Origin of the sequence: Maritalea porphyrae (assembly GCF_027213965.1) — a bacterium.
GTDB lineage: Bacteria > Pseudomonadota > Alphaproteobacteria > Rhizobiales > Devosiaceae > Maritalea > Maritalea porphyrae_A.
In genome coordinates, this window is the sequence record NZ_JAPWGX010000006.1 from 102,847 (window position 1) to 119,774 (window position 16,928).

The 16,928-nt window shown below is 49.5% G+C and carries 16 protein-coding genes and 1 tRNA gene; 11 read left to right on the plus strand and 6 right to left on the minus strand.

Features of this window, described 5'->3' with window-relative positions; all coding sequences use genetic code 11:
- Positions 1–25: 25 nt before the first annotated feature.
- Positions 26–997: an esterase-like activity of phytase family protein gene (locus O4H47_RS16320; protein ID WP_269395078.1), complete on the plus strand. Its 972-nt coding sequence runs from the start codon at positions 26–28 to the stop codon at positions 995–997.
- Between the two features lie 90 nt (positions 998–1,087).
- Positions 1,088–2,134 carry a M42 family metallopeptidase gene (locus O4H47_RS16325; RefSeq protein ID WP_269395079.1) on the plus strand — a complete coding sequence of 349 codons (1,047 nt, stop codon included), beginning with the start codon at positions 1,088–1,090 and terminating at the stop codon, positions 2,132–2,134.
- A 58-nt stretch (positions 2,135–2,192) separates the two neighbouring features.
- On the opposite strand, the gene O4H47_RS16330 is transcribed toward O4H47_RS16325, so the two are convergent.
- Positions 2,193–2,972 (minus strand): GNAT family N-acetyltransferase, encoded by a 780-nt coding sequence (locus O4H47_RS16330; protein ID WP_269395080.1) that lies wholly within the window; start codon positions 2,970–2,972, stop codon positions 2,193–2,195.
- On the opposite strand from O4H47_RS16330, the gene O4H47_RS16335 reads away from it, so the two are divergent.
- Positions 2,971–3,804 (plus strand): 2-hydroxychromene-2-carboxylate isomerase, encoded by an 834-nt coding sequence (locus O4H47_RS16335; RefSeq protein WP_269395081.1) that lies wholly within the window; start codon positions 2,971–2,973, stop codon positions 3,802–3,804. The genes O4H47_RS16330 and O4H47_RS16335 overlap by 2 nt on opposite strands.
- A gap of 118 nt (positions 3,805–3,922) precedes the next feature.
- Here the strand turns inward: O4H47_RS16335 and O4H47_RS16340 are convergent, their stop codons facing one another.
- Both O4H47_RS16340 and rpmB read right to left on the minus strand, forming a co-directional pair.
- Positions 3,923–4,570, minus strand: a complete 648-nt coding sequence (locus O4H47_RS16340) for a VUT family protein (protein WP_269395082.1) — start codon at positions 4,568–4,570, stop codon at positions 3,923–3,925.
- A 127-nt stretch (positions 4,571–4,697) separates the two neighbouring features.
- Positions 4,698–4,982: a 50S ribosomal protein L28 gene (rpmB, locus tag O4H47_RS16345; RefSeq protein ID WP_269395083.1), complete on the minus strand. Its 285-nt coding sequence runs from the start codon at positions 4,980–4,982 to the stop codon at positions 4,698–4,700.
- Positions 4,983–5,225: 243 nt separating this feature from the next.
- On the opposite strand from rpmB, the gene O4H47_RS16350 reads away from it, so the two are divergent.
- The 5 genes from O4H47_RS16350 to O4H47_RS16370 all read left to right on the plus strand — a co-directional run bounded on the left by O4H47_RS16350 (position 5,226) and on the right by O4H47_RS16370 (position 11,051).
- On the plus strand, positions 5,226–6,026 hold the full coding sequence (locus O4H47_RS16350; protein ID WP_269395084.1) for a DUF3108 domain-containing protein: 801 nt from the start codon (positions 5,226–5,228) through the stop codon (positions 6,024–6,026).
- 458 nt (positions 6,027–6,484) lie between these two features.
- Complete coding sequence (locus O4H47_RS16355) at positions 6,485–9,274, plus strand: helicase-related protein (RefSeq protein ID WP_269395085.1); 2,790 nt, start codon at positions 6,485–6,487, stop codon at positions 9,272–9,274.
- Positions 9,275–9,284: 10 nt separating this feature from the next.
- Entirely contained in the window at positions 9,285–9,674 is a 390-nt protein-coding gene (locus tag O4H47_RS16360) for an RNA-binding S4 domain-containing protein (RefSeq protein ID WP_269395086.1), read from the plus strand.
- Between the two features lie 176 nt (positions 9,675–9,850).
- Positions 9,851–10,189: a ferredoxin FdxA gene (gene fdxA, locus O4H47_RS16365; RefSeq protein WP_269395087.1), complete on the plus strand. Its 339-nt coding sequence runs from the start codon at positions 9,851–9,853 to the stop codon at positions 10,187–10,189.
- Between the two features lie 295 nt (positions 10,190–10,484).
- The gene (locus O4H47_RS16370; protein WP_269395088.1) at positions 10,485–11,051 is read left to right on the plus strand and encodes a CarD family transcriptional regulator; all 567 of its coding nucleotides are present in this window, start codon (positions 10,485–10,487) and stop codon (positions 11,049–11,051) included.
- Positions 11,052–11,100: 49 nt separating this feature from the next.
- Here the strand turns inward: O4H47_RS16370 and O4H47_RS16375 are convergent, their stop codons facing one another.
- Positions 11,101–12,552 carry a M48 family metalloprotease gene (locus O4H47_RS16375; RefSeq protein ID WP_269395089.1) on the minus strand — a complete coding sequence of 484 codons (1,452 nt, stop codon included), beginning with the start codon at positions 12,550–12,552 and terminating at the stop codon, positions 11,101–11,103.
- A gap of 1 nt (position 12,553) precedes the next feature.
- Entirely contained in the window at positions 12,554–13,327 is a 774-nt protein-coding gene (locus O4H47_RS16380; RefSeq protein WP_269395090.1) for a thermonuclease family protein, read from the minus strand.
- 164 nt (positions 13,328–13,491) lie between these two features.
- Here O4H47_RS16380 and O4H47_RS16385 point away from each other — a divergent pair.
- Together O4H47_RS16385 and purU are read left to right on the plus strand one after the other, a co-directional pair.
- Positions 13,492–13,568: transfer RNA gene (locus O4H47_RS16385), tRNA-Arg, on the plus strand.
- 124 nt (positions 13,569–13,692) lie between these two features.
- Complete coding sequence (purU, locus tag O4H47_RS16390) at positions 13,693–14,577, plus strand: formyltetrahydrofolate deformylase (RefSeq protein ID WP_269395091.1); 885 nt, start codon at positions 13,693–13,695, stop codon at positions 14,575–14,577.
- A gap of 46 nt (positions 14,578–14,623) precedes the next feature.
- On the opposite strand, the gene O4H47_RS16395 is transcribed toward purU, so the two are convergent.
- On the minus strand, positions 14,624–16,366 hold the full coding sequence (locus O4H47_RS16395; RefSeq protein ID WP_269395092.1) for a DUF4214 domain-containing protein: 1,743 nt from the start codon (positions 16,364–16,366) through the stop codon (positions 14,624–14,626).
- 111 nt (positions 16,367–16,477) lie between these two features.
- Here O4H47_RS16395 and O4H47_RS16400 point away from each other — a divergent pair, with 111 nt between their 5' ends.
- Entirely contained in the window at positions 16,478–16,909 is a 432-nt protein-coding gene (locus tag O4H47_RS16400; protein ID WP_269395093.1) for a hypothetical protein, read from the plus strand.
- Positions 16,910–16,928 lie beyond the last annotated feature (19 nt).

The window sequence follows — 16,928 nt, forward strand, 5'->3', positions numbered from 1 at the left end:
CCGAAATCCGTTTCTGATCGCAATGATGCTTGGCGCCCTTTGTGCGCCCGGCACTGCTTTTGCCGAAAAGCTCACCATAAACGCCGCTCAAATCAAATGGTTTAAGAGCCAATCGATTGGCAAGCCCGTGGGAATAGATCTCATTTGGCGTGGTGGCCTGCACCTCACCAGCACACACCCTGATTTTGGCGGCCTGTCGGACCTCACGTTCACCTCCCAAAATGGGGATTTGGCGATCGTGACCGACAAGGGCCGTATGATCACAGCTCAGCTGTCCTACGACGCAACAAACGCACCAATTGCCATCAACAGGGCCGAAATCAAACGGATCAAAAACTCAAAGGGCGCAAACCTTCCTTCAAACTTTTCGCGCGACCCAGAAGCCATTGACACCATCTATCGCAATGGCACCCCAAGCGCGGTGCGCGTTGGCTTTGAACATCTTACCCGCGTGGCGGACTTTGGCCTTATCGATGGAAAACCAGAAGGCGCGGCAAAAGACTATGCCCTGCCAAGCTGGATCACCCGGCAACGTAATAATGGCTCCATTGAATCATTGTGCATCGCGCCACCCACTTCCCCGGTCGCAGGTTCGACATTGGTCATTTTGGAGGATGTGCGCGACCAAAAGGGCAACAATCGCGCCTGGCTCTCGGGCAAACGTGATGGCGGCGACCTAAGCGTAAAAGCTGAAGGTGGTTTTCGCCCGACCGCCTGCACCTTCACCCCTTCAGGTGATTTGCTGATTCTCTTTCGCGACGTGGGGATATTTGGGTTTTCCATGCAGTTGCAATTGGTTCCCGCACAAGACGTTCGGGCCAACACAATCCTTTCAGGCAAAAAACTGCTCGAAGCGAATGGCGGCGATGTGGACAATATGGAAGGTCTGACCACCCATATTGGCACAAAGGGTGAAACCGTCATTTCCATTCTATCAGATGACAATTTTCGCGGCTGGGAACGTACCCTTTTGCTGCAATTTGAATGGGTAAAATAATTTTGATTTCACCAATAAAATCTGTCTAATATGCCCCCACCTCAACGCAAGCTCGAGGATAACGAGCATACTCAAAACAAGGGATAATTCATGAATATCGATCTACTTAAACGCCTGTGCGAAACACCAGGCGCGCCGGGCCGCGAAGACCGCATCCGCGACCTCATTGAAAAAGAAATCGACGGCCTGTTTGACGAAGTAACAACCGACGCTATGGGTTCACTTTTGTGCAAACGCAACCCAACCGGCAAACCTGCAAATCCACCCAAAAAAATCATGCTCTTGTGCCACATGGACGAGATCGGATTTTTGGTTTCTCACGTCACAGACAAAGGCCACGTCTATGTGGACAATGTAGGTGGTTTTGACACCCGCAACCTGTTCAGCCGCCGTGTACTCGTGGTCACCGAAAATGGCGACTATAAAGCGGTGATGAACCCGGGTGGCAAACCAATCCACATTCAGTCCGCTGAAGAAGGCAAAAAAATCCCAACGGTTTCTGAGTTTGTGATTGACCTTGGCATGGGCGAAAAAACCAAAGACGTTGTGCAAGTGGGCGACTATGTGGTGATGGATGAGCCATTGCTGGATTTGGAAGACAAAGTGGTCTCCAAAGCACTCGACAACCGCGTCGCATGTTGGTTGGGCATCGAATCTATCCGCAAATTGGTTGAGGACAAATCTTCTCACGATTGCGAAATTCATGTGGCCTTCACCACTCAAGAAGAAGTTGGCCTGCGCGGTGCCCGCACAGCGTCTCACGCAATCCAGCCTGACATTGGGCTAGGTATTGACGTAACCCTTGCCTGCGACACCCCAGGCGTGCCTGAGCACCAAGCCGTGACCATCCAAGGCAAAGGTTTTGGCCTGCACGTCAAAGACAGCTCATTCATCGCTGATATCGGCCTCGTGCGTGAAGTTGAAGCATTGGCCAAGAAAAATGACATCCCTTATCAGCGCACAATTCTGGCCCGTGGCGGCCAAGATGGCGCAGCAGCTCAACAAGCTGCAGCTGGTGCAAAAGCTGTCGGCATCGTTGTCGGCTGTCGCTATGTGCATACGGTCACCGAAATGATCGACAAAACTGATCTGAAAGCGGCCCGTGATATTTTGACCGCATATTTGGCGGATCACTAATCAACCCGCTGCAAAGCTGGTGACAATTGGAAGCCCGTTGCTATCGCAGCGGGCTTCTCTATTTGGAAATCACCTTATCGACGATCTTATCAAACCGAGTGTCCATGCACACGCTCAGGTCAGTCGTGATAAAACGACCATCGATAAAGAGGCTGAAAATCGTCGCTGGTGTTGGCGCATTCTGCGCCGCTTCCAAACTGTCCAACTTGATGATTTTTGCGGTCAGATTACGTTTTTCGCAAGTTTCTTTAAGTGAAGTTTCAATATGAAAATCTGTAAATGGGCAGCGATTTGAATAATAGACCGTGACGCCTTTGGTTGCTGGATCAAGCCCCAGCCTTGCGCTCTTAGCAAAATGCGGTAGCTCGGCGTTTGGCATCTCACCGGTTTCAAGCGCCAAGAGAACAAAGCCATTTTCCAACTCGTCAACTTGACGAAACCCCTGCCGCAAAAGCCATTTCCCATCGCTTTGGAAATGCATCTTTTTCTTACCCACAACAGAAACCAAGCCGGCCAACCCTTGTTGTTTTGCATCGGCTAGGGCGGACTTTAAAAGCGCTTTGCCGTGGCCCTGCTCTTTGAATTTCCCCGACACCCAAAAACAACCCATCACCATCCACTCCGGCGCAACAACCGGCATCCACGTTTGAGCACCCGGGCCATATTCGATAAACACTTTGCCACGCTCGTCCAAACGCGTGAACCGATAGCCATGCGCATGTTGATCCGAGAGCCATTGCTTTTTTGCCTCGTAGCCTTTGGTGCATTTCTTGTCAGAAATCGCACAGCAAATATGCTCTGTTGGCAGCGTTTCAGGTGTTAAAGAGATGTAAGCCATGTCAGTTTCCTCCTTTTCAAAAAAGCTAAGTCCAAAGGCGTTCAGCGTCATTGAGGCAGGTCAACCTCTTTACTCAGATGCAAGACAGGTAAGAAGATATCAGCGAGATATAGCCACTGCGAACTTGATTGCTGCGCCAAACTGTTACAGCTTTGACGCTAAGAAAACGGATCAGGATCGGCCCAAACCAATGCCAACAATCGAATATATCTATTCAGCCCATTCCGCTTTTGCCTATTTGGGTTCTGCTGAATTGAACAAAATATGCGCTGAACACAACGCCACATTGGTGCACAAACCCATTCTGTTGTCGCCAGTTGTTGAAACACAAGGCTCAAAACCATTTCGGGAACGCACACAAGCCCATGTGGATTATTTTTTTGGTCGACAAATCGAGAGATGGGCGGCGTACCGCAAGGTGCCAATTGTCAACTTCCGACCAACCTATCACGACGCTGACTATAGCCTTGCCTCAGGGCTAATTCTTGCCCTTGGGGACAGGGGCATACAAGTTGATCGAATGGCCCATGCTATTCTTCAAGCCCACTGGCGCGATGACGCTGATCTTTCGAACCATGAAACGCTTCAAAAGGTGGCATCGGATATGGGTCACAATGCTGAGGCGTTGATGGAAAAAGCCGCTTCACAACAGGTGCAAAACAAACTGCTAGCCAACTCAGATTGGGCGCGTGAGCACAGTGTTTTCGGGTCCCCAACCTATATCGTTGATGGCGACCCATTTTATGGCCAAGATCATCTAGAGCTGGTGAAGCGCGCACTTTCGCAACCATTTGCGCCAACCAAATGGTCCAACCCGTCTGTTCAAAGCTAAGCGGGAAGCTTTTTTAAACGCCCAACAAAAAACGCCCCGAAATTTCGGGGCGCTTTGCTACACGGCTAAATTGGCTCACATCAATTCAGCACGTTGGGTGCGAATGGTTAGTTCGCTTTTAGGCGATCGCTTTTTCAGCGGATCGCCGATCAGAAACAAATTGGCGCAAGAAATTGTAAGGCGCGAGCAGTGCAAACACCATTAGACCTTTGACGATCAGATCCCCGAGCCCCAGAGAAACATACAAAGGCACTTCAGGTCCCATGCTGAGCAAAGGCACACCAAATCCTAGCGAACTATCCGCTTGAGCAAAGAAATTGTCGATCCCCACAAATACGGGTGCGAACGCCAAAGAGAAGAAAATCGCTGTATCCACTGCCGAAGCAATGCTTGACGAAATCAAGGGCGCGCGCCACCAAGCCCCACCAGAACGCAATCGATCAAATATGGAAATATCCAACAATTGTGCGATCAAGAACGCAGAGCCAGAAGCCACGGCAATACGTGGGTTGGCCAATTGTAGCGACAAATAGACGGCAAAAGAAAATCCAACCAACACAACGATGCGCGCAGATTTTGGGCCGAAATGACGGTTGGTCAAATCAGTTACAAGAAATGCGAATGGATAGGTAAAGGCACCCCAGGTGAGGATTTCTTTAAGGTCTAGCGGTCCGAGTTGAACCTCAACCGGAATGGCGACCAAATAGTTCGAAGCGACAACGACAATCGCCATGGCAACAACGGCCACTAAAAAACGAGCGAGCATGATAATGCACCTCTTGAGTTACGCGGCAACTCCGGCAACAGACCGACGCCACTTATGAAAACAAGAATCCGCGAAACGAACATTCGTTCCGCGGATTCCAAATCAAAAATCTAAAAGAAACCGTAGCTTAAGACGCTTGCGCCAAACGGATTTCTTTTTTAACGCCCAAAGCGCGATCTGACAATTCAGTGTCTTTTGCTTTAAGCAAATATGCGTCCAAGCCACCGCGGTGCTCAACAGTACGCAAAGCAGCAGCTGAAACTTTGAGTTTCACGTTGCGGCCCAAAGTTTCAGACATCAAAGTCACATTGCACAAGTTAGGCAAAAACTTGCGACGAGTCCGGTTGAGCGCGTGGCTCACATTGTTACCAGACATCACACCTTTGCCAGAAAGTTCACAACGCCGTGCCATGTTTTAATTCCCGTTCGATCCATAGTACCTAGTCTGTCTCGCACAAATCGCGGAGCCCGACAGGTCTCAATTACATGAAAAAGTCGCGTTTAAGTAGATAATCGCTGACCATTAGTCAAGCACTTCTCGCCAAAAATCAATCCGAATTGCCTTGAAAGCATCAAACCATGTCGGCACTGTTAAAAATCAGTGATTCGTCAAAAGCGCAATAGTTTATGCATTAACCAAGGATCGACCGACATCGTGGCCGCATCGTTTACCCCAACTCTTTTCCGCTCAATCCTATTTATCGCGGCCTTTTTTTGCGCGCCTTTTAGCGCCTTGGCCAATAATCTAAACGCAAACGCCAATTATGTTGTCACCTTGAGGGGCGTCAATATTTCAACCGTCAGTGTCGGATTTAAAGACAATGGACAAATCTACAGCGTAAATATTTTAGGCGATGTAACGGGCTTGGCCTCTTTAGTGGCAGCGGGTACTGCGCGGTTTGCCTCCTCGGGCAACTCATCAGGCGACCAGCTGCAAAGCGAACGATTCGAACTAGAAACCATTGCAAACGATCAATCGTTTAATGTTATGTTTCAAGCCAACCAGGGCAATGTCACCAGCTCTCAAGTCATGCCGCCCCTCAGCCAAAACAAAAATCGCGTTCCTATTGTGCGCAAACACCGCCAGAATATTAATGACCCCATTGCGTCCTTTTTTCTGAAAGCAGATCGCTTAGAACCGGCGCTGTGCGACCGCCAACTAAAAGTCTATACAGGCGTTGAGCGCTACAATATCGACCTCAAGTTTGCAAAAGAGCAAACCGCAACATCCAAAGCTACTGGCTATCAGGGCCCCGTTATTTTATGCACCATGCGTTACAATCCAATATCCGGGCACTTCACAAATTCTGATACCACCACCTATATGCAATCCAACCAGCGGTTTTTGATCTGGTACGCCCCCTTGGGTCAATCGGGTTATATGATTCCCTATCGCGTTTTGGTGGGCACAGCTTTTGGCGATCTCTCTATGGTGCTCACACGGCTAAATTATTGATAAAGCCAGCCAAATCGCAGAGATACCGTTAACCATAACGCCCAAATCGGCCCGGTCATTTCGACACGTCAAAGTCTTTTTCGTAAAGATTGTGTGTTTTTTTCGCCCATTTTCAGCCCCAAAGATTAACTTGGACAAAAAAAACACCATCTGAACATTCAAACAACTGAAACATTGATTAGGATTTTATACAAATTAAGCATATCGAAACATTGGTGAACATGATTTTGCTTTTTCAAGACCACAATCTTGGGGTTATGAGAAAAATAGTAGCCCCAAGCCCTATGACCCACCATATACTGTAGGGAACGAAGCAAGAATTGGTGCAAAACCGCGATTCGGACCGTGTTCGTTCCTCTTTTGTACCAATCATTAATCCAAAGCTGTTTTGACCCGCCGTCCTGTCTCAAAAAAAGACAGTCAAACCAGCCACAACTCCAAAGGACGCCGGAGAAACTATGACGACCCACTTTTCCTCGGGCAACGTTAAGGCGATCTTGGGCCCAACCAATACGGGCAAAACCCATTATGCGGTTGAGCGTTTGCTGGCACACCGGACCGGCATGATTGGCTTGCCGCTGCGGCTTTTGGCGCGCGAAGTCTACCAAAAACTAGTCGAACGGGTTGGCATTGGTGCCGTAGCGCTGGTCACTGGCGAAGAACGTATATCGCCAAAGAATGCTCGCTATTGGGTTGCAACCGTTGAAGCAATGCCTGCAAATCTAACGGTTGAATGTGTCGCAGTGGACGAAATTCAAACGGCGACCCACTTGGACCGGGGCCATATCTTTACCGATCGCATCCTTCATGCACGCGGCACCCATGAAACACTGCTCTTGGGTGCATCAACCATGGCCCCGATCATTGCTGCATTGCTGCCAGATGCCGAAATCATCTACCGGCCGCGCTTTTCGCAGCTGACCTACGCGGGATCAAAAAAGATCACCCGTCAGCCGCCTCGCTCCGCAATTGTTGCCTTCTCCGCCAGCGAAGTTTACGCCATTGCCGAGTTGATCCGACGCCAGCGCGGTGGCGCAGCTGTTGTTATGGGGGCCCTTAGCCCACGCACACGCAACGCCCAGGTTGAACTATACGAGCATGGCGAGGTCGACTTTCTGGTTGCAACCGACGCGATTGGCATGGGGTTAAACCTTGATATCAACCATGTGGCCTTTGCCGCTGACATGAAATTTGACGGCAAACAAATGCGCCCTCTAAACCCTGCCGAGTTTGCGCAAATCGCAGGACGGGCCGGCCGCCATACGCGAGATGGCACTTTTGGGGTGACGGGGGGTGTTGAAGGATTTTCTGATGAGTTGGTGCAACAGCTTGAAAGCCACGAATTTGAACCGGTGAAAGTGTTGCAATGGCGCAATGCAGATCTAAATTTCGCCTCATTCGAGCTCTTACAAAAGTCCTTGGATGTGCGCTCAACCCATCAAAAACTCACCAATGTCCCTATCGCCAAAGACCAATTGGGCCTCGAATTTTTGATGCGGCACCCCGACATTGGGCCCAAAACCGGCAAAAAAGTCACTCAATTGGCATGGGATTGCGCCCTCATTCCCGATTATCGCAACATTTCACCCGCCCAACATGGTGAGATAATTGCCACAATCTTCCTAAATCTTGAACAAAGTGAAACAATTAGCGAAGACTGGATTGCCGAACAGGTCAGGTTTTGCGACAATGACCAAGGTGAAATTGACACTTTGTCCAATCGGATCAAACAAATTCGAACCTGGACCTATGTCGCAAATCGAAAAAACTGGTTAAAAGACCCTACCTATTGGCGTGAAAAAACAAATGAGATTGAAAATACATTGTCGGACGCATTACATAAGCGTCTCACGCAGCGATTTATTGATCGTCGAACAAGTGTTTTAATGCGCCATTTAAGAGATAAACAAATGACTGCACCGGAAATATCACAGAGCGGCGAAGTATCCCTTGAGGGTCAAACCATTGGATCCATCCAAGGATTTCGCTTTACCCTTTCATCTCAAGATGGCGGGGAAACCAAAAATCTTCGCTCTGCGGCCAGCGTAGCCATTGCGCCTGAGATCAAGAAACGGGCCGAAAAAGTAACCGATTCGCCAAACGACGAGTTTGTTTTGACCGCTGACGGCCTTATCCGCTGGCGCGGTGAAGTCATCGCAGAACTAGCCCCAGGCGATGACATGTTGACCCCACGCCTGATCATTTTGGCTGACGAAAGCCTGACTGGTCCAGATTTAGGCGCGGTACAAGACCGATTAGACTTGTGGCTACGTCACGCGATCAATACCCAACTTGAGCAGCTCATTTCGCTGCGTGAACCCGCCGAACTTGAGGGTGCTGCCCGTGGTGTTGCGTTCCGTCTGTCTGAAAGCCTTGGGGTGATCCCAAGAGCAGAGATTGCTGACGAAGTGAAATCGCTCGACCAAGATGTGCGTGCCATCATGCGCAAAATGGGCATCAAATTCGGCGCCTACCACATCTATCTCCCGCTTTCGCTTAAGCCTGCACCACGCGAAATGGCGCTCATTTTGTGGGCGCTGCAAAATGGCGGTGTGCGTCAACCGGGCGTGCGCGAACTGCCACAAATCATATTGTCTGGCCGCACTTCGATTGATATCGATCCAGAAATCGCCACACAGCTTTACGAAATTGCTGGTTTCAAAGTTACGGGCAACCGGGCAGTGCGCGTGGACATTTTGGAACGGTTAGCCGATTTGATTCGCCCATTGATCGCCTTTGATCCTAAACGCAATCAAGACAGCCCCCCAGAAGGGGCAGCCGAGGGCAACGGTTTCCGCGTCACCGTGGAAATGACAAGCCTTTTGGGTTGCGCTGGCGAAGAGTTTTCAACCGTACTGACCTCTTTGGGCTACAAGGTCACCAAGACCTTGATTGAAACAGCACCTGTTGCGCCTGAAACAGGCGATGACATTGTTGTGGCGGCAAACAATAACGAGCCGCAAGGTGAAGCAGCAACTGAAGTCACAGAACCACAAGTTGAAGCAAAATCGGACGTTGTAGAGCCACAGTTTGACGAGGTCTGGCACCCAGCCCCGCGCCGCAACAACAACCAGCAGCACAACAAAAAGCGCGAGCAAAACCGCAAACAGTTCGCCAAGGGCAATAAAGACAATAAACCGGGCAACAAAAAACCCAATCAGCACAAACGCCCAAGCAAGCCCCAGCATAAACCAAAGCCAATCGACCCCGATTCGCCGTTTGCTGCTTTGGCTGCGCTAAAAAAATAAACATACCAACATGGGTGAACCCGAGCAAAAGCGTAGGCTTGATAAATGGCTCTGGTTTGCCCGATGCGCAAAAACCCGCACATTAGCGCAAAAGCTGGTGAACGGGGGACACGTCCGCATCAATGCTGAGCGCTGCGTAAACGCGGCAACAAGAATCAAACGCGGTGACGTGCTGACCGTCACCCTGCCCCGCGGCATCAAGGTGCTCAAAATTGTTGATCTTGGCGAAAATCGTGGCTCAGCCACTTTGGCAGCTTTGCTCTATGAAGACCTCAGCCCGCCCCCAATTCCCAAACATGATGGCCCCCGCCCCTTACCTCAAGCGGTGCGTGAAAAAGGCGCAGGTCGCCCCACAAAACGCCAAAGACGCGACACAGACCGCCTAATAAAGCCCGATTGAAACGAGATTTCACACTTTGGCCTAGGTTTGAAAATGCTTGCTCAAAACCACCCTTGCACTTTAGGCAAAAATTCATTAGCCAATAGACCGTCAGTTTCTCCAAGGGACCGGGTAAGTCCAGTTGCACCTCCCCCAACTGTCACTTGAGCGAATGAACACCTAATGGAACCCGCCGTATGACTTACATCGTCACCGACAATTGTATTAAATGCAAATATATGGACTGCGTAGAAGTCTGCCCTGTAGATTGTTTCTATGAGGGGGAGAACATGCTCGTAATCCATCCTGACGAATGCATCGACTGCGGCGTATGTGAGCCAGAATGCCCCGCCGAAGCCATTTTGCCGGACACAGAGCCTGGCCAAGAAGCTTGGCTTGAGCTGAACACAAAGTTCGCAGACGTATGGCCAAACATCACCGAGAAGCGTGAACCACCCGCAGACGCCGCAAAATTTGACGGTGAAACAGGCAAGCTTGAGAAGTATTTCTCTGAGGCCCCTGGCGAAGGTGATTGATCGCTATAGCGTTCAAAATTGGGAAAATTAAGCACGATCACGCCTTAAACGCGCAGAAATTGATTCTGTCGCGTTTTTGTGTTATATATTGAACACAGTCGTAATTTTGTCGTTTACCCAACCGTGCCGGAGGGCACGTTTTTTTTGCTCCACAGCAATTAAATTAGGATTTTGGTAACCAATCACTAAACCTTCAAAAGTTTCGTGAACGGCATTTTTCGCGATAATGATCAGGATGGATCAGTAAGGGCACATTCGAAAAGAAGTGCCGGGGCGTCAATTAGGAGTTTACCGAATGGCAACTAAAAAGTCAGTACAGCGTCAAGGGTTCAAAACAGGCGAATTTGTTGTTTACCCTGCACATGGCGTCGGCCAAATTACCGGTATTGAAGAGCAAGAAGTAGCAGGCATTTCGCTTGAGCTTTTTGTCATCAATTTCGAACAGGACAAACTCACCCTTCGCGTTCCGCTCGCCAAAGTTAAAAGTGTTGGTATGCGCAAACTAGCCGAAGACTCAGTCGTTGAAAAAGGACTGAAAACCGTAACCGGTCGCGCCCGCGTTAAACGCACAATGTGGAGCCGTCGGGCACAAGAATATGAAGCCAAGATCAACTCTGGTGACTTGATTTCAATCGCTGAAGTTGTGCGTGATCTGTTCCGCTCTGAAGAACAGCCCGAGCAATCATACTCAGAACGCCAATTGTTTGAAGCAGCGATCGATCGCATGTCACGTGAAATCAGCGTCGTCAATAAAATCACATTGACCGAAGCGCTGAAGCTGATCCAGAAAAACTTGGCAAAAAGCCCACGTCGTGGCGCAAAATCTGACGATGCAGACGATTCCGAAGAAGCCGCTGCATAGTTTTTAGAATACAAGAGATATCCAAATGGGGCTGGTCATTCGACCGGCCCTATTTTTTTTGTATAACCTTATAACTACGTCCCGAAATCAATTGGTCACCCGGCAGTAATCCGTTGAGCACATTGAACAACGCACTGGCATCTGAAACGCCACCCATTCGCGCCACCAAATTGCTGACACTTTGTCCAGGCTTTGCCTCAACAACTTCCACTTCAAAATGTTGAATTTGCTTTAGATCCGCACTTCTTAATTTCCTGAAACTACCAAGTGTGAAATCAAAGTCTTTCTTTAGCCGCTTGTCTGCATGTTTTGCCGCAAAGATGAAGCGATAGACCTGCCCCTCAAACCGCACAACCGCAATTTCAAATGCCCAGTCTTTGGTTTGGGCTGACGCGGTGACCATAGGCACATTGTTGCGTGTGGTCTTTTGGATTGAGCTTTCACTCAATCCTGCCACCCAGCCCGATCTCAAATAGTCAGCCAGCAAAACACTATCGGGCACAAATACGCTATCAAAGCGCACTGCGGTGCCGTCTTTTGCCACGCCAACAACCGATGCGTTGGCGTTCGTCAACTCGTAACTGTTGGGCACAGCAAAGACAAAACCAAGGTTGGGGTGAATGTAACGTTGACCCGCTATAGCGCCATTGTTCGGGTTTGGCCCAAATGCCAGCCCATCAATGGCATCCAAATAGCGCTCGCGCTCTGTTGCGCCAATGCCCGGCGCACCAAATCCACGTGCAGCTTTGACGGCCAATTCAATACGGTCGGGTGTTGAAGGGTGGCTAGATAGAAAATCATCACCTGATTGCTCTTTGGACTTATAGGCAGCAAATTGGGCCATAAGGCCTAAAAAACGGGCTGCTGCATGAGGGTCATACCCCGCTCGCCCAGCAATTTTTACACCCTCTTTGTCCGCCGCCAGTTCCTGCGCCTGCGAAAAGGCAGCCAAAGAGAGTTTTGAGCGCGCTGCAGATTGATCCGTTTCAGGGTTGGCCCCCAAAATGCCGCCAATCACCCTGTCGACAATTTTGCTGGTCCGCTCTCTGTTAGAGCGCTCCCGCGCATGACGCAGCGTCAAATGGGCAATCTCATGCGCCAATACCGCCGCCAGCTCGGCTTCATCATTGGCCAATGCTAAAATGCCACGCGTTACATAAATATAACCGCCCGGCAAAGCGAACGCATTAACTTCTTCACTGTCCAAAATCGTGACCGTAAGCTGGCTATCGCCTTCCCCTGCGGCCACAAGCAATTTGCTGGCCAATCGCGCCAGCATGATCTGCGCAGCCCTGTCATCATAGCTTCCGCCATAAGAAGCAACAATTTTTGGGTGTTCCCGCAGACCAATGATTTGATCGCTTGGGTCTGTACCTTCAGGCACCGCAGCACCGTCGCCCAACCGGCTAACGCCAACAGTTGGCCCGCCATCAAAAATTGTGGTGCAGCCCAATATTGAACCGCACAACAAACCAGCAATGATGATCCGATGAAACTGCATATTACTTAAACGCCAAAATTTCAATTTGCTCTGGATGAGTCACATCAATACGCGGACCATCATCCACATCAACCCAGCCGCGCACGCGCACCAACGCATCGTCCAATTCTAGCAAGTTAATTCCAGCTTCGGTGAAATGTTTTACAACCCGTCGATCAATAACCGCTGTAAAGTCGGTTTTCCAATCTCGGCCAAAATTCAAATATATCCGATAAGCTGTGTCCCCAACACCAAAAATCCGCCCCTCCACCAATTCATAGTGTCCCTGCCGCTTTTCCAATTGCTGCGGTTTATGGGCATCACGCAACTTGTAGTAATCGTGGGTCCATATGTTCTTTGTGTCCACACGTGCTTGACGTTCGGCCAACAACAAATCGTCTAAACAATGCCGGTTGTCTGAAAAGGAATAAACCCGAGCCAGCCCCGCTTCAAGCAACGCGCGTTGCGCCCACATTTTTTTATCATCATCAATAAACATATGCCCAAGCACCCGACCATGCCGGTCCTTGCGCGCGCCGCCATAATAAATCCGAACATTCTCGCCCATGGCAAAATCATATAAAAATGCCTGCGCTTCATCAGCAAATGGCCACTTGTCAAAACCAATTCGCCCTAACGGCAACTTGGGCGCCTGCATTCCAATCAGGCGCACCTTTTCGCCGCTATCAAGAATAACAGTATCCCCATCCGTAACTTCGACAACCCGCCCCTTTGGGCCGGGTTTTAAGGTCTCACAGGCAAAAGCGACACCGCCAAAAAAAGTGGTGATGCTCATAATTGTCGCCAAGAAAAATCGATTCCGAAAGAATTCCAAGAAATAACGCGCCCCAATAATGCCAACTTTTAAACTCAGTCGCGATGTTGCATGAAAATAAGGCAAAAATCATCACCTATTCCGACTTTTCTTGCGCCAATACGCAAGCTATGTTGCGCCAGAGTGGTCCCGTAGCTCAGCAGGATAGAGCACCAGATTCCTAATCTGGGGGTCACGCGTTCGAATCGCGTCGGGATCACCAAGCCATTTTAGTGACCCCAACAATCATTGAGACCTAAAACCGAGTTTGCGGGCTTGCCCAATCGCGCAAAAAACCACTAGGTTGCCCAACCAAAACACCCTCACCTCAACGAGATCATGTCGCAATGAACAAATTCGCCCTTACTGTCGAGTGCAAATCCCAGCCCGGGGTTGTCGCCGCAATTGCAACCTATCTGGCACACAACGCCTGCAACATTACCGACAGCGCACAATATGACGATCTCGAAAATGGTGGTTTTTTCATGCGCATCAGCTTTACGTGCGCGACGGAAATGAAAATGGAGGGCCTAAGCAAAGGCTTTGATCAGGTTGCGCAAGCTCATCAAATGAAATTCGCATTTCATGACGAAACCAAAAAGATGAAAGTTGCCATTTTTGTTTCACGGTTTGGCCACTGCCTAAACGATATTCTTTATCGTTGGCGGATTGGCGCACTGCCGATCGATATTGTGGCGGTGATCTCTAATCACGATGATTATCAAGAGCTTGTGCAAAGCCGCAACATACCCTTTCATCTGATCAAAGTGACCAAAGAAAACAAGGCCGAAGCAGAGGCCGCGCAGCTTGCCATCATTGAAGAAACCGGCGCTGAACTGATTGTTCTTGCCCGCTATATGCAAGTATTGTCCGACCAAATGTGCCAAAAAATGTCAGGCCGCATTATCAACATCCATCACTCTTTTTTGCCGAGTTTTAAGGGCGCAAACCCTTACAAGCAAGCGTACGCAAGGGGCGTGAAGCTTATAGGGGCCACATCCCATTATGTTACCTCAGATTTGGATGAAGGGCCGATTATTGAACAGGATATTGCGCGTGTCACCCACGCCCAAAGCCCAAATGACTATGTGGCGCTGGGCCGAGATGTTGAAAGCCAAGTTCTTGCGCGCGCTATCCACGCCCACATTCATCACCGTGCTTTCATCAGCGGCAACAAAACCATCGTGTTCCCCGCCAGCCCAGACAGCTATGCTTCAGAACGTATGGGATAACGGCCTATAGTATACCGCCCGGCGAACCGGGCGGCAATTTGTCAACTTAAGCAACAGCAAATGGATCATCCATCACACCCACAAGGTGGATGAGGAGTTCGCCGTTGTTCGCATCAAGGGCTGCGGTGTGATAACCATCAATCGCATTCTTTGCCGCTGTGATACTACCTGCAGTGCCATCATAAAGCGCCATTGCAGCTTTGGCGTTATCCACATTGCTCATGCCTTTAATCACGGAATAATAGGCGCCAATGTTGGCCTTGTTGGTGAAGTAATCCACATCAGTTTGGCTGCCTGTGGCCGCCTTAGCACCGTTGATGATCGCCAACAAGAAGATCGGTTTGCTAACTGCTTCAGTGTTTAGCTGATTGACCCAATAGGCAAATCCTTCTGCGTCAGGCGCCCGGCCCAAGAAGTTGTTGTAAACAGCGGTGACAAATCCTTCGGTATCATCAGGGTTCGTATAAAGCGCTTGGGTTTCGGGCTGAACGTAAAAGCTTTTAGCAATTTGCTCTTTGCCCATGCCTTCACTCAAGCGTGTACCCCAGTAGAACAGACCCTCGGCATCCGGCGCACGATTGAAATAGGCGATATACATTTCAATAAAGGCTGAAAGGTCCGCAGATGAAACATTCACCACCCCGTCAAGCACATCCAGATTCACATCCTTAGTGCCAGTTTGAAAATCAATTTTCTCAACGGCAGTCAGACTGTCAGTGCCTTCTGCCCCTGTCCGGTCTTGTACAGTCGTTACAGCGCCTTTTGTAATGGTCAAAGAGAACTTTTTCGCTTCGCCAGCATAAATAGCTGTATCTGTTCCAGCACCACCATCAAGCGTATCATTGCCGCCATTACCTGTTAGACCGTTTGCAGCGCTGTTTCCAATGATCGTATCAGCACCATTGCCGCCAATAGCGTTTTCAATGACAACATTTTGCGCAATGGTGAAACCGCCTTGAATGCCCCCGATCCAAGAGACATGTCCCCCAGCGTTCGCGCCTTCCAGCGTTGCAGCACGCAAATCAATGGTCATTGCATCATTTGAACCAGCGCCCGTAATGGTATCTGTGCCGCCAGTGTCCCAAATGGCATCCCAGCCAGTACCAACCTGATTGGCCGTTGCCAATGTGTAAGTATTGTCGCCGGTTTGCGCATCCCGCGCGCCATAGAGCATCTGAATGGCAGCAATATCAAATGTCATCGCACCGGCGGCTTCACCAAAACTAGGACCTGTATTTTGCTGACCTTCCCAACCCGCAACATAAGACATGACTGTCCAGATTTGCTGATTGAGATTATTTGTGCCTTTTTCCTGATCTTGACCAACCGTTACCCCCGGAAACGGCTTACCACTGTGCGGATGATACAAGCCAATCGCATGTCCGATTTCATGCACCATCGTTGCAAAAGTATTGCCACCAGGCGTGATATTGTCAAAGTTTGTTCCCGTTACGCTGTAGAAAATTGTAGGCGGGTTCACACCATCTGCGGGCGCGGTTGTTTCGCCCAGCACCGTTTCTGATTCATTGAGTGTTTGAATGAAATCAGCCTGCGCCCGGTCCGTTGTCAATGCAAAATCAATGTTGGCCACATTTGACCATTCGGCAAACGCCGCCGCCGCCTGCGTTTTTTCCGCATCACTCCAAGCCCGTGCGCCAGTGTCGTCAAAATAATACTTTAGGGTTGCGCCCGTTTCCCACTTCACCGGCTTTGGGTTATTTGGTTCTGTCGTCAATCCAGCAACAAAATCATTTGATGGAATTGCATCCACCACCACAAAGTTTGCCATTGTATTTGTCCCCTCGCAATGCAAAACATGTTAACGACAAATTGGATCAGAAAACCCAAGTTGGCAACTGGTTTGTGGCGCCCTTGGGTCCATTTGCGTTGGATAGGCATAATGAAGCACCAGCAACGACTTTTACGCATAACCAGAAGTTTTGGCATTGCCCTGGCCATTTACGTCGCCAATTTCACCCCCATAAATGCAACGGAACAGCAAATGAATATCTGTGCGGCCCAATCCATTTTGATCGCAAACAACTCCTCACACTGGGTGAGCATTCTTGGGATAAGATGGTTAGATGAAGCAAGCAATAGTTGGATCGTTCAGCCGATCAACAATGAATATATCCGCCAAAACAAAACGCTAGACTTGACCGTCACGCCCTGGGGCATTGCGGACGTCCAAACCTATTATCAGGTAAAATATAAGTTTCTTCAAAACGAGGATCGAATGGAATGGTCTGAGATTAAAACATCATCTCAGGTCCACGTGCCAGATTGTCGTGTTGGTGACGAGATAGAAATCAAAATCGTAGATTTGCGCTAGCGCTACACCGACAAAGAAA

What these genes read in the sequence shown, in the direction of transcription:
- O4H47_RS16320 (WP_269395078.1), top strand. Translation starts at nt 26, where the DNA reads ATGCTTGGCGCCCTTTGTGCGCCCGGCACTGCTTTTGCCGAAAAGCTC.
- O4H47_RS16325 (WP_269395079.1), top strand. Translation starts at nt 1,088, where the DNA reads ATGAATATCGATCTACTTAAACGCCTGTGCGAAACACCAGGCGCGCCG.
- O4H47_RS16335 (WP_269395081.1), top strand. Translation starts at nt 2,971, where the DNA reads ATGTCAGTTTCCTCCTTTTCAAAAAAGCTAAGTCCAAAGGCGTTCAGC.
- O4H47_RS16330 (WP_269395080.1), bottom strand. Translation starts at nt 2,972, where the DNA reads ATGGCTTACATCTCTTTAACACCTGAAACGCTGCCAACAGAGCATATT.
- O4H47_RS16340 (WP_269395082.1), bottom strand. Translation starts at nt 4,570, where the DNA reads ATGCTCGCTCGTTTTTTAGTGGCCGTTGTTGCCATGGCGATTGTCGTT.
- rpmB (WP_269395083.1), bottom strand. Translation starts at nt 4,982, where the DNA reads ATGGCACGGCGTTGTGAACTTTCTGGCAAAGGTGTGATGTCTGGTAAC.
- O4H47_RS16355 (WP_269395085.1), top strand. Translation starts at nt 6,485, where the DNA reads ATGACGACCCACTTTTCCTCGGGCAACGTTAAGGCGATCTTGGGCCCA.
- O4H47_RS16360 (WP_269395086.1), top strand. Translation starts at nt 9,285, where the DNA reads ATGGGTGAACCCGAGCAAAAGCGTAGGCTTGATAAATGGCTCTGGTTT.
- fdxA (WP_269395087.1), top strand. Translation starts at nt 9,851, where the DNA reads ATGACTTACATCGTCACCGACAATTGTATTAAATGCAAATATATGGAC.
- O4H47_RS16370 (WP_269395088.1), top strand. Translation starts at nt 10,485, where the DNA reads ATGGCAACTAAAAAGTCAGTACAGCGTCAAGGGTTCAAAACAGGCGAA.
- O4H47_RS16375 (WP_269395089.1), bottom strand. Translation starts at nt 12,552, where the DNA reads ATGCAGTTTCATCGGATCATCATTGCTGGTTTGTTGTGCGGTTCAATA.
- O4H47_RS16380 (WP_269395090.1), bottom strand. Translation starts at nt 13,327, where the DNA reads ATGAGCATCACCACTTTTTTTGGCGGTGTCGCTTTTGCCTGTGAGACC.
- purU (WP_269395091.1), top strand. Translation starts at nt 13,693, where the DNA reads ATGAACAAATTCGCCCTTACTGTCGAGTGCAAATCCCAGCCCGGGGTT.
- O4H47_RS16395 (WP_269395092.1), bottom strand. Translation starts at nt 16,366, where the DNA reads ATGGCAAACTTTGTGGTGGTGGATGCAATTCCATCAAATGATTTTGTT.
- O4H47_RS16400 (WP_269395093.1), top strand. Translation starts at nt 16,478, where the DNA reads ATGAAGCACCAGCAACGACTTTTACGCATAACCAGAAGTTTTGGCATT.